Annotated in this window: 25 protein-coding genes and 1 pseudogene; 14 read left to right on the forward strand and 12 right to left on the reverse strand. The window is 71.8% G+C overall.

What is annotated here, in order from left to right; all coding sequences use genetic code 11:
* Positions 1–218: 218 nt before the first annotated feature.
* The gene (locus tag CGQ25_RS07750) at positions 219–953 is read left to right on the forward strand and encodes a polyprenol monophosphomannose synthase (RefSeq protein ID WP_208712550.1); all 735 of its coding nucleotides are present in this window, start codon (positions 219–221) and stop codon (positions 951–953) included.
* A 108-nt stretch (positions 954–1,061) separates the two neighbouring features.
* On the opposite strand, the gene CGQ25_RS07755 is transcribed toward CGQ25_RS07750, so the two are convergent.
* The 4 genes and pseudogenes from CGQ25_RS07755 to CGQ25_RS07770 all read right to left on the reverse strand — a co-directional run bounded on the left by CGQ25_RS07755 (position 1,062) and on the right by CGQ25_RS07770 (position 4,666).
* Positions 1,062–1,406: an RNA polymerase-binding protein RbpA gene (locus tag CGQ25_RS07755; RefSeq protein ID WP_208712551.1), complete on the reverse strand. Its 345-nt coding sequence runs from the start codon at positions 1,404–1,406 to the stop codon at positions 1,062–1,064.
* A 356-nt stretch (positions 1,407–1,762) separates the two neighbouring features.
* A pseudogene (locus tag CGQ25_RS07760) lies at positions 1,763–2,686 on the reverse strand (SPFH domain-containing protein); the annotation flags it as partial.
* Between the two features lie 27 nt (positions 2,687–2,713).
* Positions 2,714–3,178 carry an NfeD family protein gene (locus CGQ25_RS07765; RefSeq protein WP_208712552.1) on the reverse strand — a complete coding sequence of 155 codons (465 nt, stop codon included), beginning with the start codon at positions 3,176–3,178 and terminating at the stop codon, positions 2,714–2,716.
* Positions 3,179–3,268: 90 nt separating this feature from the next.
* Positions 3,269–4,666 carry a PLP-dependent aminotransferase family protein gene (locus CGQ25_RS07770; protein WP_208712553.1) on the reverse strand — a complete coding sequence of 466 codons (1,398 nt, stop codon included), beginning with the start codon at positions 4,664–4,666 and terminating at the stop codon, positions 3,269–3,271.
* 62 nt (positions 4,667–4,728) lie between these two features.
* Between CGQ25_RS07770 and CGQ25_RS07775 the strand changes: the two genes are divergently transcribed.
* Entirely contained in the window at positions 4,729–5,412 is a 684-nt protein-coding gene (locus CGQ25_RS07775; protein WP_208712554.1) for a YitT family protein, read from the forward strand.
* Here the strand turns inward: CGQ25_RS07775 and CGQ25_RS07780 are convergent.
* The 4 genes from CGQ25_RS07780 to CGQ25_RS07795 are packed head-to-tail and all read right to left on the reverse strand — an operon-like array spanning position 5,390 to position 8,701.
* Complete coding sequence (locus CGQ25_RS07780) at positions 5,390–6,238, reverse strand: methyltransferase domain-containing protein (protein WP_208712555.1); 849 nt, start codon at positions 6,236–6,238, stop codon at positions 5,390–5,392. The two genes, CGQ25_RS07775 and CGQ25_RS07780, sit on opposite strands and share 23 nt — an antisense overlap.
* 22 nt (positions 6,239–6,260) lie before the next feature.
* A complete protein-coding gene (locus CGQ25_RS07785; protein ID WP_208712556.1) occupies positions 6,261–6,923 on the reverse strand; it encodes a peptide deformylase in 663 nt (220 codons plus the stop codon).
* Entirely contained in the window at positions 6,920–7,795 is an 876-nt protein-coding gene (locus CGQ25_RS07790) for a hypothetical protein (RefSeq protein ID WP_208712557.1), read from the reverse strand. The genes CGQ25_RS07785 and CGQ25_RS07790 overlap by 4 nt, the downstream gene beginning before the upstream one ends.
* 18 nt (positions 7,796–7,813) lie before the next feature.
* Positions 7,814–8,701: a LysR family transcriptional regulator gene (locus CGQ25_RS07795; protein ID WP_208712558.1), complete on the reverse strand. Its 888-nt coding sequence runs from the start codon at positions 8,699–8,701 to the stop codon at positions 7,814–7,816.
* Between the two features lie 70 nt (positions 8,702–8,771).
* On the opposite strand from CGQ25_RS07795, the gene CGQ25_RS07800 reads away from it, so the two are divergent.
* The 10 genes from CGQ25_RS07800 (at position 8,772) to CGQ25_RS07845 (ending at position 19,697) form a co-directional block, all read left to right on the forward strand.
* Entirely contained in the window at positions 8,772–9,809 is a 1,038-nt protein-coding gene (locus CGQ25_RS07800; RefSeq protein ID WP_208712559.1) for a YeiH family protein, read from the forward strand.
* Between the two features lie 313 nt (positions 9,810–10,122).
* Positions 10,123–11,415: an arylsulfotransferase family protein gene (locus CGQ25_RS07805; RefSeq protein ID WP_208712560.1), complete on the forward strand. Its 1,293-nt coding sequence runs from the start codon at positions 10,123–10,125 to the stop codon at positions 11,413–11,415.
* A 42-nt stretch (positions 11,416–11,457) separates the two neighbouring features.
* Positions 11,458–12,417, forward strand: a complete 960-nt coding sequence (locus CGQ25_RS07810) for a DMT family transporter (protein WP_208712561.1) — start codon at positions 11,458–11,460, stop codon at positions 12,415–12,417.
* Between the two features lie 2 nt (positions 12,418–12,419).
* Entirely contained in the window at positions 12,420–13,442 is a 1,023-nt protein-coding gene (locus CGQ25_RS07815) for a PHP domain-containing protein (protein ID WP_208712562.1), read from the forward strand.
* Positions 13,443–13,515: 73 nt separating this feature from the next.
* Positions 13,516–14,313 carry an SDR family oxidoreductase gene (locus CGQ25_RS07820; RefSeq protein ID WP_208712563.1) on the forward strand — a complete coding sequence of 266 codons (798 nt, stop codon included), beginning with the start codon at positions 13,516–13,518 and terminating at the stop codon, positions 14,311–14,313.
* Between the two features lie 134 nt (positions 14,314–14,447).
* Entirely contained in the window at positions 14,448–14,627 is a 180-nt protein-coding gene (locus tag CGQ25_RS07825) for a hypothetical protein (RefSeq protein ID WP_208712564.1), read from the forward strand.
* 132 nt (positions 14,628–14,759) lie between these two features.
* A complete protein-coding gene (locus tag CGQ25_RS07830) occupies positions 14,760–15,806 on the forward strand; it encodes an LCP family protein (RefSeq protein WP_208712565.1) in 1,047 nt (348 codons plus the stop codon).
* Positions 15,807–15,840: 34 nt separating this feature from the next.
* Entirely contained in the window at positions 15,841–18,189 is a 2,349-nt protein-coding gene (locus CGQ25_RS07835; RefSeq protein WP_208712566.1) for an excinuclease ABC subunit UvrA, read from the forward strand.
* Between the two features lie 30 nt (positions 18,190–18,219).
* Entirely contained in the window at positions 18,220–18,954 is a 735-nt protein-coding gene (locus CGQ25_RS07840) for an alpha/beta hydrolase (RefSeq protein WP_208712567.1), read from the forward strand.
* A gap of 140 nt (positions 18,955–19,094) precedes the next feature.
* Positions 19,095–19,697, forward strand: a complete 603-nt coding sequence (locus CGQ25_RS07845) for a hypothetical protein (protein ID WP_208712568.1) — start codon at positions 19,095–19,097, stop codon at positions 19,695–19,697.
* Here the strand turns inward: CGQ25_RS07845 and CGQ25_RS07850 are convergent.
* From CGQ25_RS07850 to CGQ25_RS07860, 3 genes are read right to left on the reverse strand one after another with little or no spacing between them, the layout of a single operon-like run.
* Complete coding sequence (locus CGQ25_RS07850; protein ID WP_208712569.1) at positions 19,685–21,163, reverse strand: Fis family transcriptional regulator; 1,479 nt, start codon at positions 21,161–21,163, stop codon at positions 19,685–19,687. The genes CGQ25_RS07845 and CGQ25_RS07850 overlap by 13 nt on opposite strands.
* The gene (locus CGQ25_RS07855) at positions 21,156–21,509 is read right to left on the reverse strand and encodes a helix-turn-helix transcriptional regulator (RefSeq protein WP_208712570.1); all 354 of its coding nucleotides are present in this window, start codon (positions 21,507–21,509) and stop codon (positions 21,156–21,158) included. The genes CGQ25_RS07850 and CGQ25_RS07855 overlap by 8 nt, the downstream gene beginning before the upstream one ends.
* Before the next feature lie 2 nt (positions 21,510–21,511).
* Positions 21,512–22,636 carry a site-specific integrase gene (locus tag CGQ25_RS07860; protein WP_208712571.1) on the reverse strand — a complete coding sequence of 375 codons (1,125 nt, stop codon included), beginning with the start codon at positions 22,634–22,636 and terminating at the stop codon, positions 21,512–21,514.
* Between the two features lie 559 nt (positions 22,637–23,195).
* Here CGQ25_RS07860 and CGQ25_RS07865 point away from each other — a divergent pair.
* Together CGQ25_RS07865 and CGQ25_RS07870 are read left to right on the forward strand one after the other, a co-directional pair.
* Positions 23,196–23,855, forward strand: a complete 660-nt coding sequence (locus tag CGQ25_RS07865) for a hypothetical protein (RefSeq protein ID WP_255405663.1) — start codon at positions 23,196–23,198, stop codon at positions 23,853–23,855.
* Entirely contained in the window at positions 23,852–24,427 is a 576-nt protein-coding gene (locus CGQ25_RS07870; protein ID WP_208712572.1) for a hypothetical protein, read from the forward strand. Before CGQ25_RS07865 ends, CGQ25_RS07870 begins: the two co-directional genes overlap by 4 nt.
* A gap of 44 nt (positions 24,428–24,471) precedes the next feature.
* On the opposite strand, the gene CGQ25_RS07875 is transcribed toward CGQ25_RS07870, so the two are convergent.
* On the reverse strand, positions 24,472–24,825 hold the full coding sequence (locus CGQ25_RS07875) for a YciI family protein (RefSeq protein ID WP_208712573.1): 354 nt from the start codon (positions 24,823–24,825) through the stop codon (positions 24,472–24,474).
* Positions 24,826–24,828: the final 3 nt, after the last annotated feature.

Below are 24,828 nucleotides of genomic sequence, written 5' to 3' on the forward strand. Positions count from 1 at the left end.
GCTCTGTGGGGGACGAGGCACGAGGGCAGGCCTGTGCGTCCGTAGAAAACAGTCGGGGGACTGACCAGCTGCCAGCCCCGCGCACTGGCCCGAAGACGCGTGGGCCTGCCCGGGCCATCGCCGGGCCCTCTGGGTCATACCCCCTGCCGCGCTGGCTATAATGGGCACTTGTGCCCCCCGGGGCGCCTGCTTCTTCCAGCCCCCGAAAGGCCGACTGCGTGCGCATCCTGACGATCATCCCGACCTACAACGAGCTCGAGTCGCTTCCGAAGACGTTGGGCCGGCTCCGGTCGGCCGTCCCGGCCTCGGACGTTCTGGTGGCGGATGACAACAGCCCCGACGGGACGGGCGCACTCGCGGACACGATCGCAGCGGAGGACTCGCAGGTCCACGTCCTGCACCGCAAGGGCAAGGAGGGCCTCGGAGCCGCCTACATCGCCGGGTTCCGCTGGGCGCTCGAGCGGGGATACGACATCGTGGTGGAGATGGACGCCGACGGCTCCCACCAGCCCGAGCAGCTTCCCTCCCTCCTGAAGGCCGTGGACGACGGCGCCGACCTCGTGATCGGCTCCCGCTGGGTCGCGGGCGGCTCCGTGGTCAACTGGCCGTTCTACCGCCAGCTCATCTCCCGCACCGGAAGCACCTACGCCCGGCTCATGCTGGGGCTGAAGCTCCGGGACATCACCGCCGGCTACCGCGCGTTCCGGCGCACCACGCTCGAGAAGCTCGACTTCGACACCATCGAGTCCCGCGGCTACGGATTCCAGGTGGACCTCGCGAACCGGGTGGCGAAGATGGGCCTCAAGGTCGTGGAGGTCCCGGTGACCTTCGTCGAGCGCGAGCTCGGCTCCTCGAAGATGAGCGGGAACATCGTCGTCGAGGCCATGGTCAACGTCACCAGGTGGGGCCTGGCCGAGCGCTGGCGCCAGATCATGCGCCGCGGCCAGCGCTGACGGGCTGGGCCGAGCCACTCCAGCAGACACGGAGAGGGCGGGAACCATGCGGTTCCCGCCCTCTCCGTGTCTGCTCTGTCTGCCTGCAGCGCGTCAGCGTCTGCTGCGTCAGCCGACGCGCTCGCCCCGCCTGCTGCGGAGCAGCGTGAGCCGGTCGGCGAGGATCTGCTCGAGCTCGGGGATGGAACGGCGCTCGAGGAGCATGTCCCAGTGCGTGCGGACGGCCTTCTCGTTGGTGTCGGTCGGACGCTCCCCATCCACGAGGAAGGCTTCCTTGCCGGTCTTGGACGTCCAGACCGGCGGGATCTCTGCCTCGGAGGAGAACGTGACGAACACCTGCTCGCCGTCCTCGCAGCGGTACTCGACGCGCTGCCGCGGGGCAGGCTCGACGCCCGCCTCCGTCTCCATGGACTGTGCACCCAGGCGCATGCCGCGCAGGCTGCGGTCGCTCATGTCTTCTCCCTCACGTTCTGCCGGGCACGGCCTCCGCCCGACTCAGATCCCAACGTCTTCCGGGGCCGGCATGTTCCCAGCGGCCCGGCGGACGTTCCATTATAGGCGGCCGACGCCGGCGGGCCCGGCTACGGCTCGTCCGTGCCGCCGTCGCGCTCGTCGAGCTGGCGCGCCGCGTGGTGGCGCAGGATGCCCTCCGCCTCGGCGTCGAGCTCGGAGGGCTTCGAGGCTTCGGCGACGAAGGCGCGCGCGTCCTCCTCGAGGGACCCGGTCGACTCGATCCCGTCGGTCGGGCCCGCAGTCCCGTCGGTCGGTGCCGGTGCTGCCGCCTCCACCGGGGTGTACGAGGGCGCCGGCTCGCCCGCCGCCTCGTCCTCTCCGGTCCCGGTGGCCGGCCGGGCGACGTTCCCGAGCACGCTCCCGATTCCTTTGAGCGCGTCGCCGACCTCGCTCGGGATGATCCAGAGCTTGTTGGAGCCGCCCTCGGCGATCTTGGGCAGCGTCTGCAGGTATTGGTACGCGAGCAGCTTCTGGTCGGGGTTGCCGCGGTGGATCGCGTCGAAGACCTTCTGGATCGCCTGGGCCTCGCCGTCGGCCTTGAGCACGGCGGCCTTGGCCTGGCCCTCGGCCTTGAGGATCTGCGACTGCCGCTCGCCCTCTGCAGTGAGGATCGCGGACTGCTTGGTGCCTTCCGCTGTGAGGATGGCCGCGCGCCGGTCGCGCTCGGCACGCATCTGCTTCTCCATGGAGTCCTGGATCGAGTGGGGCGGATCGATCGCCTTGAGCTCGACCCTCGACACCCGCAGCCCCCAGCGGCCGGTGGCCTCGTCGAGGACCCCGCGGAGCTGGCCGTTGATCTGGTCGCGGGAGGTGAGTGCCTCTTCGAGGTTCAGGCCGCCCACTACGTTGCGGAGCGTCGTGATCGTCAGCTGCTCGACTGCCTGGATGTAGTTGGCGATCTCATACGTCGCTGCCCGCGGGTCGGTGACCTGGAAGTACACGACCGTGTCGATCGAGACGACGAGGTTGTCCGAGGTGATGACCGGCTGCGGCGGGAAGGACACGACCTGCTCGCGCAGGTCCAGCAGCGGCAGGAGCCGGTCGACGAAGGGGATGAGCAGGGTCAGCCCCGGGCTCAGCGTGCGCTGGTACTTGCCCAGACGCTCGACGACGCCGGCCCTCGCCTGCGGGATGATGCGCACCGCACGGACCAGGACGGTCAGGACGAACAGGATGACCGCCGCGACGACGACGAGGAGAAGGATGCTTCCGGCGTCCATGGTTCCCCCTTCGATGAGTAGGAGTGCCTAGCTTCGGTAGGGCGAGGTGGTCTCGCCCGGGGCCACGACGGCGGTGGCGCCGTCGATCGCGACGACCGTGACGACGTCGCCCGGGATGAACTCGCCGCGCTGGGCGCGCGCGGTCCAGACATCGCCGCCGATCTTGACGAGGCCGTGGCCCGAGTCGACGGCCTCGAGCACCGTCGCGGATGAGCCGACGAGCCGGTCGACGTTCGTGCGGACGTCCTCGATGCCCGGACGCATGTGCCGCATGGCCACGGGACGGACGAACGCGACCATCCCCACCGAGACGGCGGCGAACACAACGCCCTGGAGCCAGACCGGACCGCCGAGGAGCGCCGTCACGAGCCCGGCGAGGGCGCCACCGGAGAGCATGATGAAGACGAGGCTCAGGCTCAGCATCTCGATCCCGCCCAGGACGAGGGCCAGCACGAGCCACACCATCCATGCGTTCTGCTCGAACCAGTCCATTCCTGCCTCCCCGTGCAGTGCCTCTGCTCTCACAGTAGCCCAGTCCGGTGGCCCGTGCAGGGCCGGTGCAGAGGCCCTTTCCGAACCTGCTCAGACGGTGATCAGAGGGGCGTCTGCTGGCCCTGCGGACCGGCTCGTGGAGGCCGCGCGGAGCGCGGCCACGGCGTCGGCGAGCTCCTCCGGCGAAGCGGTGAAGGGCAGTCTGAGCCGGTGCTCGAACGCTCCGTCGAAGCCGAAGCGCGGGCCAGCGGTCAGGGCGACCCCGCGGGCGTGCGCGGCCACGACGAGCCGGGACGAGGACAGGGGCGAGCAGTCCGCCCAGACGGCCATCCCGCCGTCGGGCTGCGTGAACCGCCACTCTGGGAAGCCCTCCGCGAGGGCGCCCGTGAGGGTATCCAGTCCCGCCGCGAGACGGGTGCGCCGCTCCGCCACCAGGAGGTCCTCGCGGGCGAGCAGCTCGGCTGCGACGAGCTGCTCGAAGACAGGCGTGCCGAGGTCGAGGGCCGGGCGGGCCTGCGCGAGCCGTGCGAGGACGGAGCGCGGCGCCCTGATCCAGCCGATCCGGAGGCCGCCCCACGCGAGCTTGGACAGGCCGCCGAGGGTCACCGATGTCGGCGACCATGCGGCGAGCGGCGCGAGCGGGCCGCGCCGGATGTCGAGCAGGGCAGTCGTCTCGTCGGCCACGAGGAGGGTCCCGTGGCGTTCGGCGAGGCGCGCGAGCCGCTCCCGGCCCTCGGGCGCCAGGCTCGCGCCGGTGGGGTTCTGGAAGTCGGGCATGACGTAGGCCACGGTGGGCGACGCGGCGGCGAATGCCTCCTCCGCCGCCTCGAGGTCCCAGCCGCCCGGGCTGACCGGGATCCCCACGAGCCGTGCCTTGGCGGCGAGGAGCGTGTCCATGGCATGCGGGTAGGTCGGCTGTTCGACGGCGGCGCGGTCCCCCGGCGCCACGAGTGCCCGGGCGATCAGCGACAGCCCGTGCTGGACGCCGGTGGTGATGAGGACCTGCTCGGGGTCGGTGGCCGCGCCGCGACGCGTGAAGTGCTCGGCGACCGCGACGCGGAGGCGGGGGAGCCCGAGCAGCTCATACCCGGACCCACCGAGCTCGGCCCCGATCTGCGCTGCGGCACGCCCGTAGCACTCCTCCACGACTCCTGCAGCAGGCATGGCGGCCTTGGTGAGGTCCAGGATCCCGGAGGCGTCCGGGGCAGGCAGTGCAGGGCCGCCGGGGAGCACGACGTAGCTCCCCGAGCCGCGCACGCTGGTGAGGGCACCGAGGTCGCGGAGCCGTCCGTAGGCTGCCGCCACCGTGGTGCGGGACAGCCCGAGCGTGAGCGCAAGGTCCCGCTCGGCCGGCAGCCGCGTCCGGTCGGGCAGGCGACCGTCGACCGAGAGGAGGCGGAGCCGCTCGGCAAGCTCGGCATAGGCGGGGCCGCCGTGCCGCCACGAGCCCAGCAGGCGGGCGAGGCGGACCGATGTGATGGAGGCCATCAGTCCACGATAGATGAATTGGACCTTTGCGAGGAGGCCAATCGCCGGGCAGGATCGTCACCATGCACCGACCCAGCGCACTCGCCACGGCCTTCCTCACCAGCCCGCGCCTCGCCGTCCGGCTTGTCCGCCTCTACGCCGGGCTCGCAGGGTACGGGCTCGCGATCGCCCTCCTGCTGCGCTCGGGCCTCGGGGCATCCCCGTGGGACGTCCTCGGCCAGGGAATCGCGCTCGCAACCGGCATGAGCTTCGGCGTCGCGACCATCGCGATCAGCGCCGCGGTCCTGGTGCTGTGGGTGCCGCTGCGCGAGCGGCCCGGGTGGGGGACCCTCTCCAATGCGGCGCTCGTCGGGGTCTTCGCCGACCTCGGGCTCTCGTGGGTTCCGGCGGCCAGCGGGCTCGCGCTCCAGTCGCTCGCCTTCGCCGGCGGGCTGGCCCTGCTGGCGGCCGCTTCCGCGCTCTACCTCGGCGCAGGCCTGGGTGCGGGGCCCCGTGACGGGCTCATGACCGGGCTGGTCCGCCGGACGGGGTGGCCTGTGTGGGCAGTGCGATCGGGCATCGAGCTCAGTGTCGTCGCCCTGGGATGGCTGCTGGGCGGGACGGTGGGAGTGGGCACGGCCGTCTTCGCGTTCGGCATCGGCCCGCTCATCCAGGTCGCCGTACGCCTCTTCCGCGTGGACCTCGCCGGGCCCCGCACGACGGCGGTGCCCCGCCCCGAGCGGGTCAGCGGCGCCGCAGCACGCTGAGTTCCATGGCTGCCGTCGCGGCCACCGGCTCGTCCCCGAGGACGGCCAGCAGTTCCTCCCGCGAGTGGTGGTGCCCCGCAGGGCCCATGAGCGCCAGATCCACCGCCGCCTCGTGCGTGAGCGGCAGGGTGAAGGAAAGCCGCGTGCGCGAGACCGGCTCCCAGTGCTCGGAGGCCTCCCGTTCGAGCGCCTCGGCCTTGCCCTCGGGCACGTCCAGCATCGGCAGCCGGCCGCGCAGCTCGGCCAGGTGCCCTGGAAGAGGCGTCACGACGCACAGGAGCCCGCCCGTGCGCGTCACGCGGGCGAACTCGGGCAGGTTGCGGGGAGCGAAGACGTCCAAGACGGCGTCGACGCTCGCGTCGGCCAGCGGCAGGCGCCTCCAGAGGTCCCACACGACGGCGGCGACGCCCGGGATCTTCGCGGCGCGCCGGAGTGCGTGGGGGGAGAGGTCGAGCGCGACGGCGCGGGCACGCCGTCGTGCGTCTGCCCGGTGTGCGGCGAGCACCGCGGCGAGGTAGTAGCCGGTCCCCGCACCGGCATCGAGGATGGCGGCGTCGTCGGGCAGGGCCGCGCAGGCGTGCGCGAGGGCGTCGGCGGCGGGCGCGTAGTGGCCGGCTGCCAGGAAGCGATCGCGGGCCAGGACCATCTGGGCGGTGTCCGGGGTGAACCTGCTCCCGCGGCCCGTGAGGAAGTTGACGTAGCCCTGCCGCGCGGCGTCGTACCGGTGGCCTGACAGGCACACGAGCGACCTCGGGCGGCTCTCCCCGCCGTCCCACGCTGAGCCGCACTGGGGACAGAGAAGGAGGTCCTGGGCGTCCGAGAGCATGGTGCCCATCGTAGGCCCGCCGCTAGAAGCCGAGCTCCCGCGCGGCCCGCTCGGGGGTGGGGTGCGCCCAGCGGGCCGAGTACTCGCCGTTCGAGGACAGCGAGCGCAGCTCGGCCCTGTCAAGGTAGAGGGTGCCGTTGAGGTGGTCCGTCTCGTGCTGCATGATCCGCGCCTGCCAGCCCGAGAACTCGGCGGCCCGCGCCGCGCCGTCGGGGGCGGTCCAGCGCGCCTCGACCCGACGGGGGCGCCGCACCACGGCGGTATAGCCGCGCACCGACAGGCAGCCTTCGTAGAAGGCGTCGCGCTCGTCGCCGGACGGAACGCAGACCGGGTTCAGCACCGCGAAGAACGGCAGTGGCGCTCGCGATCTGGCCTGCGCGACCTCGTGGTCCACCGCCCACGAGTCCTCGACCACTGCGAGCCGGAGGGGCAGGCCGATCTGCGGCGCCGCCAGCCCGACGCCCGGTGCGGCATGCATGGTCCTGCGCATGATGTCCACGAGCGCGGCCAGGAGGGCGGCGTCGAACTGGCCGTCGAAGGGCAGCGCACGCGTGCGCAGGACCGGGTGCCCGGCCTGGACGATGGCCGGCAGGGACGCCGCGGCGACGATTTCCGCGGCCGCCTCCGCCAGCCGTCCGGGGGACCACGTGCTCGCGGGGGCGGCGTGCGGCGGGTGCAGGGTCATGGGCCGAAGCCTAGATCGCGGCAGATGCGGATGACCGCGTCGTACAGCTGCCCGCGGAGCGCGGGGGAGGCCGCGACTTTGACGACCCCCTCCTGCCCGGCGACGTCGAGGGCCAGCGGGATGAGCGTGCCCACCTTGTCCTCGGCGACGGCGTGGGGGTCGCAGCGGGCGGGCCGCACGACGATCGCCACACCGCTGCCCGGCACAAGGGGGACGTCGCGTGGCCAGGGCGCGCAGGAGTCCTCGGCCAGCAGCGTCGTGGACCCGACGGAGCGTAGGACGGCCGGCCCGAGGGTGCCCGGGGAGGACCCGGCCGCGCCGGCGCCGACAGCTGGTGGGCCCACCACAAGCTCCAGCGCGGCGGTGTCCGGGAAGGGGCCCGGCGCGAGCGCGTCCTCGAGGCCAAGCGTGACCGCCGCCCCGGCGCGGTCGGCGAAGCAGCGCTCGCCGTGCACCCGGGCGAGCACGCCGTGCTGGTCCTGGGCGGGCAGGAGTGCGGTGGTCCCGTCCGTGAGGGCCACTCTGAGCGCAGGTGATCCGCCTCCCTCTGCGCCACAGAGCGCGGGCCCGAGAGCGGCGGGCAGGCTCTTCGTCTGGCCGCCCGGGAGCACCGTGTTCCCGGTCCACACGGTTCCGGGCCCGAAGCGGGTATCGATGAGCTCCACCCGGGTGACGGTCGGGTCCGTTCCAGCGGCGGCCGTCAGCTGGAAGACGATCCCGCCACCGGCGTACTGGTCCCTGAACTGGTCCACCGCGGCGACCAGGGCCGCGGCTGGGCCAGTTCCCGTGGCCGCCGGCGCCTGTGCGGGGGACGTGCAGCCGGTCGCGGCGAGGACCACCGCACTCAGCGCAGCGAGCCTGGGCAGACGCATGCCTCCAGCGTATGGCCCTTAGCCCTCTGGGGACACGATGCGGAGGAAGTCCTCGGCCGTGCGGGAGAGCGGGACGGCGCCGGACCACACCGCGCGCAGAACCCGTCTGAGCCGCAGCCCTTCCACGGGGACCTCCGCGAGCCGGCCGCTGCGCAGCGCAAGCTGGACGGCGAGCCGGCTCACGACGCCGGGCCCGAGACCGGCCGCGACGCTCGCCGCGAGCGCCGCGTTGCTGCCCACCTCGAACCGAGGGCCCGAGCCGTGCGGAGCGAGAGCGCGGTCGGTCGTCTGGCGGGTCCCCGAGCCGGGCTCGCGGACCACGAGCCCAGCCGCCGCGACCTGCGCGGGCGAGGGGCCGCCGTCGTGCACCCACGGGTGGTCGGGGCGCACGACGACGACCAGTTCGTCCCGCCCGACGTCCAGGTAGCGGAAGCCGGTCTGGACGGTCGGACCCTCGACGAAGCCGAGGTCGGCCGCGCCGGTGCGGAGCCGGTCGAAGACCTCGTCGGAGTTGCCGACGTCGAGGGTCGGTGCGAGCCCCGGGAGGCGCTCCTGGGCGGCGGCGAGCCACGCCGGCATGAGGTGCTCCGCGACCGTCAGGGAGGCGCACAGGCGGAGCGCGCCGCGCTCGCGCTCGAGGGCACCGACGGCTCGGGCGACGTTCTCCGCCGCCTCGATCACCTCCGCGGCGAGCCCGGCGACCACCCGTCCGCGGTCGGTGAGGCCCGTCCCCCTCGGCGTGCGCGTGGCGAGGGCGAAGCCGGCAGACCGCTCCATCTGCTCGAGCAGCCGCGAGGCGTTGGGCTGCGCCATCCCGGTCTGCCGGGCGGCCGCGCCGATGCTCCCCTCCGACGCGATCGCCGCGAGCAGGCGGAAATGCCGAAGGTCCCAGTCCCGAACAGTCATATCACCAGCATATGGGTCCATTTGGAACCGGCGGCTACTGCGATCCCTGCTAGGACGGAACCATGGAAGGATGCCCTTGACCGAACGTGCTCCGCAGAGACTCCCGAAGGCCAGTGCCTCGTCCCTGCGCTCCGCCCTCCGCCGCTTCGCCCCAGGCGCCGGCGCCGCGCTCGCCGGGGCGGCCCTTGCGGCAGGCATGGCCGTGGTCCTGCCGGGCACCAGCGCGCTGCTGGTGGCGATCGCGCTCGGCGTCGTCGCCGCGAACGTGGGCCTGCTTCCCGGCTGGGCAGGGCCCGGCCTCGCGCTCGCGGCGCGCGTGCCCCTGCGCCTGGGCATCGTGCTCCTCGGCCTCCAGCTCTCCCTCCCGCAGCTGGCCGCCCTCGGTTGGGGAATCCCCGTGCTGGCAGCGGCGGTGGTCTCGACGGGGCTCTTCGCGACCCTGGCGATGGGCCGGCTCCTGCGCGTGCCGCCGCGCCAGGCACTCCTGATCGCGTGCGGGTTCTCCATCTGCGGAGCGGCCGCAGTGGCGGGCGTCGAATCCGTGGTGCAGGCCGACGAGGAGGAGACGGTCACGGCGGTGGCGCTGGTGGTCCTGTTCGGCACCCTCATGATCCCGGCCCTGCCGCTCGTCGCCGCCGCCCTGGGCCTGAGGGCGGAGGTCTCAGCGGTGTGGGCAGGAGCCAGCGTCCACGAGATCGCCCAGGTCGTGGCCGTGTCAGGCGCGCTCGGGGGCGGTGCCATCGGACTCGCTGTGACCGTCAAGCTGGCCCGGGTCCTGATGCTCGCCCCCGTCGCGGCGATCCTCGGGTGGCGGATGAGGCGTGATGGCGCCGCGGACGGCCGACGCCGGCCGCCCCTGGTCCCGCTCTTCGTCATCGGCTTCGTCGCTCTCGTGCTCGTGGGCAGCGTCGTGCAGGTGCCCGACGGGGTCCGTGCCGCGGCGCAGACGCTCCAGACGTTCCTGCTCGCGACGGCGATGTTCGCCCTGGGAGCCGGCGTCCGGATCCGTTCGCTCGCCCGGCGTGGCGGGCGTCCGCTCGCCCTCGCCCTCGGCTCGACGCTGGCTGTGGGGGCGGTCGGCCTCGCCGGTGCCTTGATCGTGGCCTAGGGGACGAGCCGGCCGGATCCAGATCCTCAGCTGGACCACAGCTGGAAGCGCACGGGTACATAGGCGCCGCTTCTAGCGTGGGGGCATGGTCAGGGTCAGTCGCCGCCACTTCCTTCAGGGCGCCGGACTCGCGGTTGTCGGTGCAGTGGCCGGAGCGGGCGCGGCCCGTTCCGGGGCCTTACCCCTTCCGGCGGGTGCCTCCGCCGCGACACCGGTGCACGCGCCGTCACCGTCGCCCCCGCCGCCGTCAAGCGGCGCGGCCGCCGGCCTCCCCGACCGGACCTTCACGAGCACCGCCCTCACGGCGCCCCACGTGAGCGTGTGGACCGACGCGGCGACAGCCCCGGGCCTCCTGTTCACCGGCCCCATGGGTCATGGCGCCAACGGACTCATCACGGACAGCAACGGCTCGCCGGTATGGATGGAGCCCACGGGGGCCGGTGTGACCGACCTGCGGGTCCAGACCTACCGCGGCTCGCCAGTCCTGACCTACTGGAGCGGCACCAGCGTGGGGGGACACGGCGAGGGCACCGGGATCATCCGTGACACCTCCTACGCCGTGGTCGCCCAGGTCTCGGCCGCCGATGGGCTCAAGGCGGACCTGCACGAGTTCACTCTCACCGGGGAGGGCACCGCGCTGCTGACGTCCTACCCCACCATTCGGGCCGACCTCAGCTCACTCGGCGGACCCGCAGCCGGGTTCATGTACGACTGCCGCGTGCAGGAGGTCGACGTCGCCACGGGGGACCTCGTCTTCGACTGGACGGCGTCGCAGCACATTGCGTTCGCAGAATCGTTCCTCAGACCGGGGGACGACCCCGCAGCGGACGGCCACTCACCGGATACGGCCTTCGACCCATTCCACATCAACTCCGTGGACCGCCGCCCGGACGGCTACCTCGTCTCTGCCCGGCACACCCACACCGCGTATCTCGTGGACCGTACGGGGAACGTCGTGTGGCGTCTCGGCGGACGCAGGAGCGACTTCGCCATTCCGGCCGAGGCCGCCTTCGCGTGGCAGCACGACGTCCGCCAACGGCCAGGCGGCATCATCAGCATGTTCGACAACCACTACAGGGACGGGTCCACCGGGATATCCCACGGACTCCTCCTCGCCGTCGACGAGTCCGCCCACACCGCGGCACTCGCGCTCGCCCTTGAGCACGGCGGCCATCGGGGCAACGCGATGGGCAACGTCCAGTTCCTCGACGACGGCCACTACCTCGTGGGCTGGGGCGCCGACCCTGCCGCCACCGAGTTCGCCGCGGACGGCACGGCGATCTCCGAGGCGACCGGAATCGGCAGCGGGTGCTACCGCGCCTACCGCCACGTCTGGTCGGCCACGCCCTCGACGTCGCCCGACATCGCGGTCGTGCCCGGTAACGGCTCGACCATGCAGGCGTTCGTGAGCTGGAACGGTGCCACCGAGGTGGCCGCCTGGAGGCTGCTCACCGGCCCGGATCCGGAGCGCCTTGTCGAGGCAGCGGTGGTGAAGAAGCGCGGCTTCGAGACGAACGCGGCAGTCGCAGCGGCGGCGTACCTTGCCGTCGAAGCCCTCGACGGCGAGGCCGGCCTCCTCGCGACGTCGGCCGTGATCGCAGCGTAGGGTAGGACCCGCAGAAGACACCGTCGGAAACGGAGGTGGGCGGTGGGCCGTCCGCGTCGAGACCACGCGCTCGGGGTCGCCTGCGTCCTCGGTGCCGCGGTCCTGTGGGGCACCACGGGGACTGCGTCGGCACTCGCGCCCGCGGTCACGCCCCTCGCGATCGGCGCGGCCTCCATGGGCTTCGGTGGGATCCTCCTTGCGGCCGCCTCCTCCAGGCAGATCTCGCGCCAGCGCCGAGAGCTCGCAGGCGCCAAGGGACTGATCGTGCTCGGCGGCGCTGCCGTGCTCGTGTACGCTCTCGCGTTCTACACCTCGATGCGTCTCGCTGGCGTGGCCGTCGGCACGGCGGTGTCCATCGGCGGCGCCCCCGTTGCGGCCGCCCTGCTCGAACGGATCGTGGACGGCCGGCGGCTCTCCGCCCGCTGGATCCTCGGCGCCGCCCTCGGCACTGCCGGCGCCACCGTCCTCTGCATCGCGAGAGGCGGCACCGTGGATGGCTCCTCGTCGGGTAGCGCGGCCCAGACGGCCGCCGGCGTGGCGCTCGGGGCGGTCGCGGCGGCCTCCTATGCCCTCTACTCGTTCACAAGCCATCGCCTCATCCACAGGGGCATCGCGTCCAGGGCGGCGGTCGGCGCGACGTTCGGCGTGGCGGCCATCGGGCTGCTCTCCGTCCTGGCGGTCACCGGCGGTGCGTTCCTCGACTCGTGGCGGCATCTCGCCGTAGGCGCCTACCTCGCGGTCGTCCCGATGTTCGCCGGCTACCTGCTGTTCGGCTGGGGACTCGCCCGGGTCGCGGCCAGCACTGCGACGACGGTCTCGCTCGCAGAGCCGATGATCGCCGCCGCCCTCGCCGTCCTCGTGGTGGGGGAGAGGCTGCCCCTCCTCGGCTGGGCGGGGATGGCCCTGATCGTCGCGTGCCTCGCCGTGCTCACGGTGCCGCTTCCCGCCGGAGCCCGCCCACGCCGTCGTGCGCTCCCCGAGCCGACAGAAGCCCGGGGGTAGCCGTGGACCCGATCGAGGCCCTCAAGGAGATCGCGTTCTGGCTCGAGCGCGACCTGGCGCCGAGCTTCAAGGTCAAGGCCTTCCGCCGCGCGGCCGAGGCGATCGGCCAGATGGCCCCCGACGACGTCGCCGCCCGCGCGCGCGACGGCCGGCTCCGGCGCGTGGCCGGGATCGGGGACCGGACGCTCGAGGTGATCCGCCAGGCGGTCGACGGCGACGTGCCCGAGTACCTGGCCGTGCTGCGCCAGCGGGCGGCGGCCGAGCCCGACGCCGGCGGCGGCCTCGCGACGCTCCTGCGCGGCGACCTGCACAGCCACAGCGACTTCTCCGACGGCGGGTCGCCCCCGGAGGAGATGGCCCATGCGGCGCAGTGGCTGGGTCGCGAGTACCTCGCCCTGACCGATCACTCGCCCAACCTCACGATCGCCAACGGACTGTCCGCCGAGCGGCTCGAGGGCCAGCTGGGCCTCGTCGAGGAGATCAACGCAGGCCTCGGAGACGGCCTGCGCCTCCTGACCGGCATCGAGGTGGACATCCTCGAGGACGGCTCCCTCGACCAGCGGCCTGACCTGCTCGCGCGTCTGGACGTCGTCGTCGCGAGCGTCCACTCCAAGCTGCGCTCCGAATCCGGACCGATGACCAGGCGCATGCTCGCGGCAATCGAGGACCCGCACACCGACGTCCTCGGACACTGCACCGGCCGGCTGGTCCAGGGGTCGCGGGGCACGCGGCCGGAGTCCGTGTTCGATGCCGCGCGCGTGTTCGCGGCGTGCGCGGAGAACGGCGTGGCCGTGGAGATCAACTCGCGGCCGGAGCGCCAGGACCCGCCGGACAGGCTCATCCAGGCGGCGCTCGACGCCGGCTGCCTCTTCTCGATCGACAGCGACGCCCACGCCCCCGGGCAGCTCGACTTCCCCAGACTCGGCGCCGCCCGCGCCGAGGCGAACGGCGTCCCGGCCGAGCGGATCGTCACGACGTGGCCGCTCGAGCGCCTCCTCGAGTGGACGGGCCGGCGCCGCGGGTGATGCTCCCCGGAACCGTTTGACGCTTGCGCGCCTCGGGTACGGGCTCCGGATGAGCCGTCCTGAGGAGGAAGCCATGCCGTTCACCCCCCGCACCGCCATCGTCACCGGAGCCGACTCCGGCATCGGCAAGGCGACCGCCGTTGCCCTCGCCGAGGCCGGCCTGGATGTCGGGATCACCTGGCACCGGGACCGGGACGGCGCGGAACAGACCGCCGGCGAGGTCCGCGCCCTGGGGCGGCGCGCCGCGGTCGCACGCCTGGACCTCACAGACCTCCCCGGCTGCGGCGACGTGGTGGACGGGCTCGCGGACGAGCTCGGCGGCCTCGACGTGTTCGTCAACAACGCCGGCACCGGCGCCAACGAGCCGTTCCTGGAAATGGACTACGAGCGCTGGCGGGGCATTGTGGCGACGGATCTGGACGGCGCCTTCGTGTGCCTGCAGCGCGCCGCCCGGCGGATGGTGGCCGCCGGGAACGGCGGCCGGCTGATCGCCGTCACGAGCGTCCACGAGCACCAGCCGCGTGTGGGGTCCTCGGCGTACGACGCGGCGAAGCACGGGCTCGGCGGCCTGGTCAAGACCATCGCGCTCGAGCTCGGCTCCCACGGGATCACCGCGAACTCCGTGGCGCCGGGCGAGATCGCGACGCCGATGACGGGCCAGGAGGACCAGGACCCCCGCGGCACCCACCGACCCGGCGTCCCCCTCGGCCGTCCCGGGGACGCGCGCGAGGTGGCAGCGGTCATCGCGTTCCTCGCCTCGCCGTCATCGGCCTACGTGACAGGGGCATCGTGGACGGTCGACGGCGGGATGCTGCAGATGGGGCCCCAGGCGGGCTCGCACCTGACCGATGACGAGTGGCGGAAGGGGTAGACCGGTCTGCATTCACCCTGTGGACTCGATCACACAATGGTCACAGCGCCGTACCGGTCTAGATAGGATGGTCCGAGCAGCTCAACGAGGAGCTGCCGGGGCCACCCTCCTGATCACAGAGAAAGCAACGACGCATGACCTTTGAATCTCACTCCGTGACCCTCAAGATCTGGGACCCTTCGACGGTCGACCACACGCTCGAAGAGGCCATCTCCCACGTCTCCGCCAAGGCCAACGCTCACCGCGACCACGTCAAGGTCACCCGCAGCGGCCCGGACGTCTTCACCGTCCACGTCGGCGACACGCTCGCCTGACCGGAAGCCACGGTCCATGAGGGCGCCGCTCCAGCACCGCTGGGGCGGCGCCCTTCTCGTGCTGCCGCCAGTGCGAACCTGTACGGACCAAAGCCACTTCCGCCGGCTCCCGCAGTCCACGATCGTGGGGTCATGGCAGGACCCGGTGGGGGAGCGGGGGCACGGGGCGCACGACGGCGCACGGTCGCCTCGCGCGCGCTGCTCGCCGCCATCGCGGTGGTACCCCTGGCCGCGGTCGGCCTCGCTGTCTTCGTGCTCTCGGGCCCCCGCGGCGGCCCGTCGGGAAGCCCGTCGAACGGCGGCCCCAGCCCGTCCGGCACGCCGTCGGCGTCGTTGGCCGACCTGCCGCCCGGGCCGCTGAACATCCTCGTGATGGGCAGCGATATCCGCGGGAACGCCCGGGACGCGGTGGCGAGCCAGGAGTCCGGCGGTGGCGTGGCAGACCAGCGGGCGGACATGATCATGCTCCTGCACGTCCAGGCCGACCACCGCCGGGTCTTCGGAATCTCGATCATGCGGGATTCCTGGGTCACCATCCCCGGGCACGGCCCGTCGAAGATCAATGCGAGCCTGTCCTGGGGCGGCCCGCCCCTCGTCGCGGAGACGGTCTCCTCCCTCCTGTCGGTCCGGATCGACCACTACGCCATGCTGGACTTCGAGGGCTTCAAGGCCATCACGGACGCACTCGGCGGGGTGGACGTGGACGTGCCGGTCCCGTTCACCGCGACGTTCGACACCCACCACACCTTCGGCCCGGGCATCAACCACTTGGACGGCCAGGCCGCCCTCGAATTCGTGCGCGAGCGCTACGCGTTCCCCGACGGCGACTACCAGCGGGTGCGCGACCAGCAGGCGTTCATCCGCGGACTCATCGCCCAGCTGGTCACCACCGGCCGGGTGGGCAGCCCCGCCGAGGCGGCCGCCGCCGTCGGGCTCGCCTCGCCGTACGTGACCGCGGACCCGGGACTGGACGCCGCTGGGCTCGCCGCCCTCGGGTACGGGCTGCGCGGCCTCGACCCGGCGTCGAGCACGTTCTTCACGCTGCCGACCGCGGGAACCGGCCTCTCCGACGACGGCCAGTCGATCGTGGTGCCCGACTACCCCGGCATCGCCGCGGTCGCGGAGGCGCTCGGGTCCGACACGCTCGCGCAGTACACCGTGGCCCACGGCCTCTCCTAGGACCCGCCCGGCGCTTCGCGCCTAGACTTGCGCCATGCCGCACGCTGCCGACAGCCACGACCTCATCCGCGTCCAGGGCGCCCGCGAGAACAACCTCAAGGACGTGACCCTCGAGCTGCCGAAGCGGCGGCTCACCGTGTTCACCGGCGTCTCGGGCTCGGGCAAGAGCTCCCTCGTGTTCGCCACGATCGCCGCCGAGTCACAGCGCATGATCAACGAGACGTACTCGACGTTCGTGCAGGGCTTCATGCCGACCATGGCCCGGCCCGACGTCGACGTGCTCGAGGGTCTCACGACGGCGATCATCGTCGACCAGGAGCGCATGGGTGCCAACATCCGCTCCACGGTCGGGACGGTGACGGACGCCAACGCGATGCTGCGGATGCTCTTCAGCCGGCTCGGGCAGCCGCACATCGGCTCCCCGCAGGCCTACTCGTTCAACGTGCCCTCCGTCAGCGGAGCGGGCGCCATCAAGACGGCGTCGGGGAAGACGGAGAAGCGCTCCTTCACCGTCACCGGCGGGATGTGCCCGAGGTGCGAGGGGACCGGCGCGGTGAGCGACTTCGACCTCACCGCGCTGTACGACGCGGAGAAGTCCCTGGCCGGGGGCGCCATCACCGTCCCGGGGTACAGCATGGACGGCTGGTACGGGCGCATCTTCGCCGGGTCTGGGTTCTTCGACATGGACAAGCCCGTCAAGAAATTCACCCAGCGGGAACTGCACGACCTGCTCCGCAGGGAGCCCACGAAGATCAAGGTCGAGGGCATCAACCTCACCTACGAGGGGCTCATCCCCAAGATCCAGAAGTCCATGCTCTCGAAGGACAAGGAGGCGATGCAGCCGCACATCCGCGCCTTCGTGGAGCGGGCCATCACCTTCCAGGCCTGCCCCGAGTGCGGGGGCACGAGGCTCGCCGAGCCGGCCCGGTCGTCGAAGATCCAGGGCCTGAGCATCGCCGACGTGTGCGCGATGCAGATCACCGACCTCGCCCGCTGGGTGAGGGAGCTCGACGAGCCGTCTGTCACCCCGCTCCTGAGGGGCCTGCAGCATCTCCTCGATTCGTTCACGGAGATCGGCCTCGGCTACCTCTCCCTGGACCGGCCGTCCGGGACGCTGTCCGGGGGAGAGGCGCAGCGCACGAAGATGATCCGGCACCTCGGCTCGTCGCTCACCGATGTCACGTATGTCTTCGACGAGCCGACGATCGGCCTGCACCCCCACGACATCCAGCGCATGAACGGCCTCCTCCTGCAGCTGCGGGACAAGGGGAACACGGTGCTCGTGGTCGAGCACAAGCCGGAGGCCATCGCCATCGCAGACCACGTCGTCGACCTCGGCCCTGGGGCGGGCACCGGGGGCGGGATGATCACCTTCGAGGGGACGGTCGAGGAGCTGCGGGGGAGCGGGACGCTCACGGGGCGCCACCTCGACGACCGCGCGAGGCTCAAGGACTCGGTGCGCCCGGCGAAGGGATCGCTCGAGGTGCGGGGAGCATCGACGCACAACCTCAAGGAGGTCGACGTCGACATCCCGCTGGGCGTGCTCACCGTCGTTACCGGCGTGGCCGGGTCCGGCAAGAGCTCGCTCATCCACGGCTCGGTAGCGCGGCGCGACGGCGTCGTGGCCATCGACCAGAGCGCCATCAAGGGCTCGCGTCGCAGCAACCCGGCCACCTACACCGGCCTGCTCGAGCCGATCCGCAAGGCGTTCGCGAAGGCCAACGGCGTCAAGCCCGCCCTGTTCAGTGCGAATTCCGAGGGCGCGTGCCCCGTGTGCAACGGCGCCGGCGTCATCTACACGGACCTCGGCTTCATGGACACCGTCTCGACTCCGTGCGAGGAGTGCGAAGGCAAGCGGTTCCAGCCGGCCGTGCTGGAGTTCACGCTCAATGGGCGGGACATCGCCGAGGTGCTCGCGATGTCCGTGGAGGACGCCGAGGGCTTCTTCTCCGCCGGCGACTCGGCGATCCCCGCCGCGCATAGGATCCTGGGCCGGATGGCCGACGTCGGGCTCGGGTACCTCTCGCTCGGCCAGCCCCTCACGACCCTGTCAGGCGGCGAGCGGCAGCGCCTCAAGCTCGCGACGCAGATGGGGGAGAAGGGCGGCATCTACGTCCTCGACGAGCCCACCACGGGCCTGCACCTGGCCGACGTCGAACAGCTCCTGGGGCTCCTGGACCGGCTCGTGGACTCTGGGAAGTCAGTGATCGTGATCGAGCACCACCAGGCCGTCATGGCCCACGCGGACTGGATCATCGACCTCGGGCCGGGCGCGGGGCACGACGGCGGGCGCGTCGTCTTCGAGGGCACGCCGGCCGAGCTCGTGGCCGGGCGGGGAACGCTGACCGGCGAGCACCTCGCGAAGTACGTCGGTGCGGTCTAGGTCGGTGCCGACCCACACGGGCGGCTGCAGATGATCCGCCGCCGTGCGGTGGTCTGCCTGGCGGCCTGCAGTGCGCTGCTGGCCGCCCTGGCCGCGTGCGACGTCGCGGACCGGCGGCCAGCAGCCCTCCGGTCCCGGCCGCGGGAGGTCAGTGGTCGGCTGGGGCCGGGGGAAGTCAACCTCGGTTCGCCGACCGGCCGGGAGACGGTCCTCTACGTGCCCAGCAGCGTGGCGCCGGACGCTCCAAGCCCGCTCATCGTCTCCCTCCACGGAGCCGGCAGCGATGCGCGCGACGGGGGCCTGTTCACGCAGCCGCTGGCAGATCAGCTGGGGGCGCTCATCCTTGCCCCGTCATCGCAGGGCAGGGTCTGGGACCGGAACTTCGGGACGGATCTCGCACTCATCGACGCCTCTCTCGCGGAGGCCTTCCGCCGAGCCCGCGTGGATCCCGCCCGCATCGCCATCGCAGGCTTCTCCGCGGGCGCCTCGTACGCCCTGGCCCTCGGCCTCGCCAACGGAGGCCTCTTCAGCAGGGTCATGGCCTTCTCGCCGGGGTCCGTGCCGGACGGAGGGCGGCAGGGGAAGCCGCGCGTGTTCATCACGCACGGGGTCGACGACGAACTCCTTCCCATCGACCGCGCCAGCCGACGGATCGTGCCCGCCCTGCGCAGCGAGGGGTACGACGTCGCCTATGACGAGTTCGACGGCGGCCATACTGTCCCGCCGGTGGAGTTGGCGCGGGCCGCTGACTGGTTGGGATGGTGACGTGCCAACGCCGAGCGTCGCCACGTCGCGACACCGCGTCGGCAGGGCGTAAAGGGCGATTCCCAAACTGGCAGCGAGACGTGTTGAAGGGGGACGAGTTAGGGCGTGGCGGTGGGGGCTGTTGATGGCAGTATCGGGCCATGACGTTCTTCGAGGGTCTGCCGGCTTCACCTGAACCTCGTCCTCGCCCGGCTCCGGCGCGGCCTGTGTGGGCGGGTCCTCCGGCCAATGAACTGCCGGTCGTTATCCATGTGGGGCAGTTCCTGCATCGCGGGCCGTCATTGGTGATGGGCGTCCGATCACTGGAGGTCTATTCCACTGGGTGCTGCATCGAGATTGCCTGGGTCCTTCGGCGGGATGGCATGTCCGAGCATGAGTGGGGCGAACTCGGCTCAAGGGGATTCCGGATGCCGATGGGCGGCCGCTGGTCCTCCGAGTCGGGTCTGCTCTTCGGGATCGAGTATGCCGATGGCCGCAAGGCGGTGATCGGCCATCCTCGCCCGGCCATGGTCGGAACCGAGCCTGCGGTCGCTGAACCGGTGCTGCTGCAGGCAGGCGGTGGAGGCGGAATGGGAACCGGCGACGAGTGGGTCAGCTCTTCGAGGCTGTGGCTGTGGCCGCTGCCCGAGCATGGCGATCTCCGTCTCGTGGCGAGGTGGAACGACGCGGGCATGCCCGAGACGTCGATTGTTCTGGACGGGAACAGGATCGTGGCTGCCCTGGACGGTGTTCAGCCGTTCTGAGGTGTGGCGCGCTTGCCTCGTCTCGTCGCGACGTACTGGCTGTAGGCAGCGGCAGAGTCGGTGGCGTGGCGTTCGATGGTGGCAGGTGAGTAGCCGAGCGTTTCGGCGATGATGGCCACGGGTGCGAGCCTGGTCAGCTCGTGGAGCGTGCCGAGTCGGGCGGCACGGGCCCTGAAGACAGCTCGGAGGCGCTGCCGCAGGTGCGCGGAGCTGATGTGCCGTCCGGGGGAGAGGCCGCGGAAGACCCAGTTGCTGTTCGGGTGTGCAGCGGTGAGGCCGTGCCCCGGGGCTGAGGCGAGCTCGCGCCAGGGCGCGTCGAGCGGGGCCGGGAGGGCGATCTCGATGCCGCCGAGGCGGACGTTGACGAGCTCGTCGGTGACGGCGACGTCGTCCCAGGTGAGGGCGGCGACGTGTTCGATCTGCTGGCCGAAGACGATGACGAGGATGGCGACGGCGCGGTCCCGTGGGGGCAGCAGGTCGCTGTGGAGGACCTGCTGGACGGCTTCCTCCTGCTGGGCGGCGCTGAGCCTGGGGCTGGTTCCCCTCTTGTGCGGGACCATCCTCAGCCCGGCCGGGGCTGTGTGGGTCTTGATGGCCCAGTTGAGGAATCGGTCGGCGATCTCCCGAGTGGTGGGGCCTTCTGCCTGCCATGCATCCAGGTGGGCCTGCTGGAGTTCGGCGAGACGGGTTCCCCTGTGGGTGAGCCAGTTCAGGAAGTCGATGGCTACGGTGACGCTCTGCTTGCTGCGCAGGAAAGTGCCGTGGCCGACTCCGTCCGCGTGGTTCATGCGGCGTTGGTGGTGCCAGCGGATGTAGCGGCGGACGAGCTCGCGGTTCTCCGGGTCGCCGACCCGTTCGAGGGCTTCCTTCGCCCAGTCGTCGTAGCGGGCGCGGAGTTCGTCGCGGCGTGGGAGGACGCCGTGTTCGACGAGCAGGCCCCGGACGTATTCCCTGGTGCGCGAGTCCGGCAGACCGTCGAAGGCCTCATGGGTGACCGAAGGGGCGACGGCGAGGCGGCGGAGGAACGCGCTGACGTGCTCCTGCCGGATCCAGGTCAGGCCGCTGTTGGCACGCTTCATCGACTTCAGCGCTGTCGCGAGCGGGACGAGCTCCGGGGCGACGGTCCCGCGTGTCGGGCGGGCGAGGAGGCCGTCGACCGTGTCGGCAAGGGTGCAGCTCCAGCAGCGGCCGCCGCTGTGGAGCTCGTCCTCGGCCCCGCAGGAGGTGCAGTCGACGTTGAGGCGGACCCCGGAGCAGGGCCGGCAGGCGGGTGCGCCGTCGACCAGTCCGGGCAGGATGCCTTCGTGGCCGCAGTCACAGGTTCCCCGGGTGCGCTTGGCCTGCTGGTAGCAGTAGCCGCAGACCCCTCCGTCGGGCCAGTTCGCGACGGTCTGGTGGTGCTGGCCGCAGCGGGAGCAGGGGACGGGCCAGCGGGTCGGGTCCTCGGCCTTGCGGGGCCTAGGCATCGTCCTCGGGTGGGATCAGGCGGATCCTGCGGGCGATGGGATCGCCGGGCTTGACCCCGATGTCCTCGGGCCTGCGCGGGGCGTTCGCCGTGGCGGCCGCGCGCATCTGGACGTAGGGCTCGAACAGGTCGTTGGGGGTGCACTCGAGGATGTCGCAGAGGGCGGCGAAGGTGTGCGCGGGGATCCGCTCGGGGGTTCCGGTGACGAGCCGGTGGACCTGGGCGTTGGAGAGGTTGATCCCCCGGGCCCTGAGCAGGGGGAGGAGCTCGGTGGTCTTCCAGAGGTTCCGCTGGGCCATGAGCTTTCGGAGGTTCCAGTGGTAGCCGATGCGGCGCTGTTCGCTCATGCTCAGTTCCTGCCTTCGTTCTCCGGGCTGCCGATCCTGGCCGCGATCATGCGCTGGATGGTCCTGTGCTTGAAGTCGGACGAGACGGAAGTGTAGAGCGCAGTGGTCGAGGAGTAGCTGTGGCCGACCTGCTGCTGGACGAACAGCGGGTCGTATCCGGCCTCGATCAGGTGCGTGACGTACGAGTGGCGCAGCGCGTGCAGGGACAGCTCCTCGGGCAGGCCGGCCAGCTTCCGGACGGACTGGAAGGACCGGTCGAAGTTCCGTACCGCTGCAGAGGCCGAGCGCTCCGACGGCCACAGGCTCTGGGAGCGGTCTGCGGTGGCAAACCTGCCTCGGCCCGCGGGGGAGAGCCAGAACCGGAGCAGGTCGACGACCCACTCGAACTCCGGGACGGTCAGCACGGTGCGGCGCCGCGGCCCGGAGCCCTTGGTTCCCTTGGCCCAGCGGACCTGGAGCGAGCCGAAGGCCCCGAACGCAGGGACATGGGGATTCGGGCCGAAGTCGACGTCCTCGAGCATCGCCAGCTCGCGGCGGCGCAGCCCGTAGGCGTAGGCGACCTTGAACGCGACCGAGTCCCGCATCGCCGGCAGCCAGCGCTTGGAGCCCTTGGCGAACTCGGTGTCCACGACGTCGTCGGCGGCATCGAAGAACGCCTGGAGCTCCGTCTTCGTGAACGCCCGCCGGCGCGGCGGCACGGCGTCGTCGGTGGTGTGCCTGGGTGAGTTCCACTCGAAGACGACCTGTGTCGGCACGTCCGCGAAGACCCGCTCGCACAGGGCTGCCCAGCCGTAGCGGGAGTCGGTCAGGTACGCGCAGAACGCCCGGATCGCACCCGCGTAGGAGCGCAGCGTCGACAGGCTCAGCGGCCCCGCGCCACCGCGCTGGTCGGACAGGAAATCGTCCACGTGATGGGCCGACCAGCGCCACGGGTACTCATTGGCATGGTCCCTGAAGCGCTCCACGGTCCGGCACGAGGACCTGATGAACGCCGTCGTCAGCCCGCGCGCGAGCATCTGCGCACGCCACCGGTCCAGCATCGCCTCGAACACCCGGTCCTCGGCACGCAGCAGCCCGACGTCCTGGTCCGTCAGGAAGTCTGGAATCCGTCCCGGCAGCAGCTCCACAGCCTGAACTGTACGCGAAAATCTCTCATCTAATGCGAGAAACCATTGCTGACCTGCGCCGACACAGCAGGCCGGCACCGACCCGGCCAGCTGCGGCACAAGGACGAACCACCGTCTGACCTGCGACAACGCCCCATGGCACGGTGGGACGAGTCCTCGCACCTGTTTCAACTCGTCCTACTCAAAGGGCCGATAATCCACATTATGTCAAGTAACGCGGACGGCGCCCCTCCTCCGGCACGGTGCCCTTCCTGCGCGCTGATCGCGCCGGCACGCCACCGCTGCTCTGCGCACCTGGCCCTCGCCCGCCAGCTTCGGCGCAACGCCGAAAACGGCGAGAGGTACCTCTACCCCTTTTTGGCCCTCTGGGATGCAGCGGCCGAGCGGCGCGCAGGTCAGTTATGTCAACTTGGGCCCTCCGCGCGCGATGTGAGAACTCACATGATCTCCCACTCGGGGCACCGTCCCCCCGCATAGGCGGCGCCGGGCCTTGCACCGCCGTCGCGCGCTGCCCTGCGCGCGGCTTGTGCTCGGAGCCGCCTGGGCCCACCCTCTGACCATGGACACCAGCACTGTGAGTCTGGGCCTCACGCTCGTGAGCGGCATCGCATGGACGGCGGTCTACGCAGAGGCGATCAGGATCGGCTTCGCCCAGCGCACCTACGCGATGCCGGTGGCAGCCCTCACCCTGAACATCGCCTGGGAATGGCTCTACGCGCTGGTAGGACTCTCGGAAGGCGGCGGCGTCCAGACTGTCGTGAACGTGGTCTGGGGCCTGGCCGACGCCCTGATCCTCGTCACCTTCCTCCGATTCGGGTACGCCGAGTTCGCCCCACTGCTCGGCCGCGCGGCCTTCTGGGCCGGCTCGATGGTCCTGCTGGGTGCGTCGGTGGCCGTGCAGCTGCTCTTCCGGGCCGAGTTCGGCGACCGCCTCGCCCCCGTCTACTCGGCGTTCCTGCAGAACCTGCTCATGTCCGGTCTCTTCATCGCGATGTTCCTCTCGCGCGGAGGGCCCCGGGGCCAGTCCCTCGTCATCGCAGTGGCCAAGTGGCTCGGCACGCTCGCGCCTACCCTCCAGTGGGGCCTCCTCTCCCCCTCGGGCTTCGTGCTCGGCGTCGGGCTGCTGTGTTCCGTCGTCGACCTCGCCTATATCGGCCTCCTGGCCGCGGCCAGACGCGCAGAACCCGCGCGCATCCCCGCGGAAGTCGCGGCACCATGAGGGCGGGCCAGGAATCATGGGAGTTCCGGGGCTCCCTCGGCTTCCCGACCCACGCTGCCCTGTACGTCCGCGACGCCCTCGGCCTGGACACGTCAGCGGACGACGTCGCACCGCCGGCGCTCGCCGCGGACGTCCCAGACCGCTCGGATCGCCTCGCACCCGTGGACCGCTCCGGCGCCGCTGCCGCCTGGCTGGGCGTGTGGCATGCGCTGGTCGATCGCCCCGACTCCCCCTTCGTCGCGCTCGAGTCCCTTAGGCGCGCTCCGTTCGTCGCCGCCGTCTGGGACGAGGCGGTGCTGTGGTCGAACGCGGCGCGGCGCGGAGCCGCCTCCGCCGATCCCACCGGTCCCATCCGCTGGGATATCGTCCAAGCAGTGGCGGCCGGAGTCGCCCGCGACCTGGGCGTCGGCCTGGAGCGGATGCGTGGGGGCGCGGAGTTCGTCCTGGTATGCGGTGACTGGTGGCGCGTGGCGCGGCCGGGACTCGTGGTGGCCTCCGTGCAGGCCGCCTCTGACCCGGCGTCGGCGACAGCGCTCCTGCGGGCCGCCTTCGTCTCTGCACTCGAGGGCTGAGACCCTCCGCGACGTGCGCACTGCACGGCACGCCCGGTGCGCGCTCAGCCGGACGAGCCCGCGAAGGCGCGCACCTCGATGGGCAGGCCCGTGATCTCGGCGAGCCGCCGCGCCCAGCCGAGGGCGGTGTCGAGGTCCGGCGCCTCGATGATGTCGAAGCCGCCGAGGTGTTCGGGGCCCTCGCTGTAGGGACCGCTGGTGACGTGCACTTCTCCCCCGGGCCCCGCCGTGACGACGGTGGCCGTGGACGCGTCGGTGAGCCCGCGGCCGAACACGAAGGCGCCAGCGGCCCTGAGCTCCTCCGTGAGTTCCCCGAGCCGCGCCATGACCGGAGCAAGGAACTCCGGTGGGGGCACCACGCCGTCGGGCTGGTACATGCCGATCATGTACTGGGCCATCCC

It is taken from the genome of Sinomonas sp. R1AF57 (assembly GCF_002224485.1).
In the GTDB taxonomy this organism is placed as follows: Bacteria; Actinomycetota; Actinomycetes; order Actinomycetales; family Micrococcaceae; genus Sinomonas; species Sinomonas flava.

Bases quoted from the DNA above. Each gene is read 5' to 3' on its own strand.
- CGQ25_RS07755 (WP_208712551.1), bottom strand. From the start codon at position 1,406: ATGAGCGACCGCAGCCTGCGCGGCATGCGCCTGGGTGCACAGTCCATG.
- CGQ25_RS07765 (WP_208712552.1), bottom strand. From the start codon at position 3,178: ATGGACTGGTTCGAGCAGAACGCATGGATGGTGTGGCTCGTGCTGGCC.
- CGQ25_RS07770 (WP_208712553.1), bottom strand. From the start codon at position 4,666: ATGGCCTCCATCACATCGGTCCGCCTCGCCCGCCTGCTGGGCTCGTGG.
- CGQ25_RS07775 (WP_208712554.1), top strand. From the start codon at position 4,729: ATGCACCGACCCAGCGCACTCGCCACGGCCTTCCTCACCAGCCCGCGC.
- CGQ25_RS07780 (WP_208712555.1), bottom strand. From the start codon at position 6,238: ATGCTCTCGGACGCCCAGGACCTCCTTCTCTGTCCCCAGTGCGGCTCA.
- CGQ25_RS07785 (WP_208712556.1), bottom strand. From the start codon at position 6,923: ATGACCCTGCACCCGCCGCACGCCGCCCCCGCGAGCACGTGGTCCCCC.
- CGQ25_RS07790 (WP_208712557.1), bottom strand. From the start codon at position 7,795: ATGCGTCTGCCCAGGCTCGCTGCGCTGAGTGCGGTGGTCCTCGCCGCG.
- CGQ25_RS07795 (WP_208712558.1), bottom strand. From the start codon at position 8,701: ATGACTGTTCGGGACTGGGACCTTCGGCATTTCCGCCTGCTCGCGGCG.
- CGQ25_RS07800 (WP_208712559.1), top strand. From the start codon at position 8,772: ATGCCCTTGACCGAACGTGCTCCGCAGAGACTCCCGAAGGCCAGTGCC.
- CGQ25_RS07820 (WP_208712563.1), top strand. From the start codon at position 13,516: ATGCCGTTCACCCCCCGCACCGCCATCGTCACCGGAGCCGACTCCGGC.
- CGQ25_RS07825 (WP_208712564.1), top strand. From the start codon at position 14,448: ATGACCTTTGAATCTCACTCCGTGACCCTCAAGATCTGGGACCCTTCG.
- CGQ25_RS07830 (WP_208712565.1), top strand. From the start codon at position 14,760: ATGGCAGGACCCGGTGGGGGAGCGGGGGCACGGGGCGCACGACGGCGC.
- CGQ25_RS07835 (WP_208712566.1), top strand. From the start codon at position 15,841: ATGCCGCACGCTGCCGACAGCCACGACCTCATCCGCGTCCAGGGCGCC.
- CGQ25_RS07840 (WP_208712567.1), top strand. From the start codon at position 18,220: ATGATCCGCCGCCGTGCGGTGGTCTGCCTGGCGGCCTGCAGTGCGCTG.
- CGQ25_RS07845 (WP_208712568.1), top strand. From the start codon at position 19,095: ATGACGTTCTTCGAGGGTCTGCCGGCTTCACCTGAACCTCGTCCTCGC.
- CGQ25_RS07850 (WP_208712569.1), bottom strand. From the start codon at position 21,163: ATGCCTAGGCCCCGCAAGGCCGAGGACCCGACCCGCTGGCCCGTCCCC.
- CGQ25_RS07855 (WP_208712570.1), bottom strand. From the start codon at position 21,509: ATGAGCGAACAGCGCCGCATCGGCTACCACTGGAACCTCCGAAAGCTC.
- CGQ25_RS07865 (WP_255405663.1), top strand. From the start codon at position 23,196: ATGGACACCAGCACTGTGAGTCTGGGCCTCACGCTCGTGAGCGGCATC.
- CGQ25_RS07870 (WP_208712572.1), top strand. From the start codon at position 23,852: ATGAGGGCGGGCCAGGAATCATGGGAGTTCCGGGGCTCCCTCGGCTTC.
- CGQ25_RS07875 (WP_208712573.1), bottom strand. From the start codon at position 24,825: ATGGCCCAGTACATGATCGGCATGTACCAGCCCGACGGCGTGGTGCCC.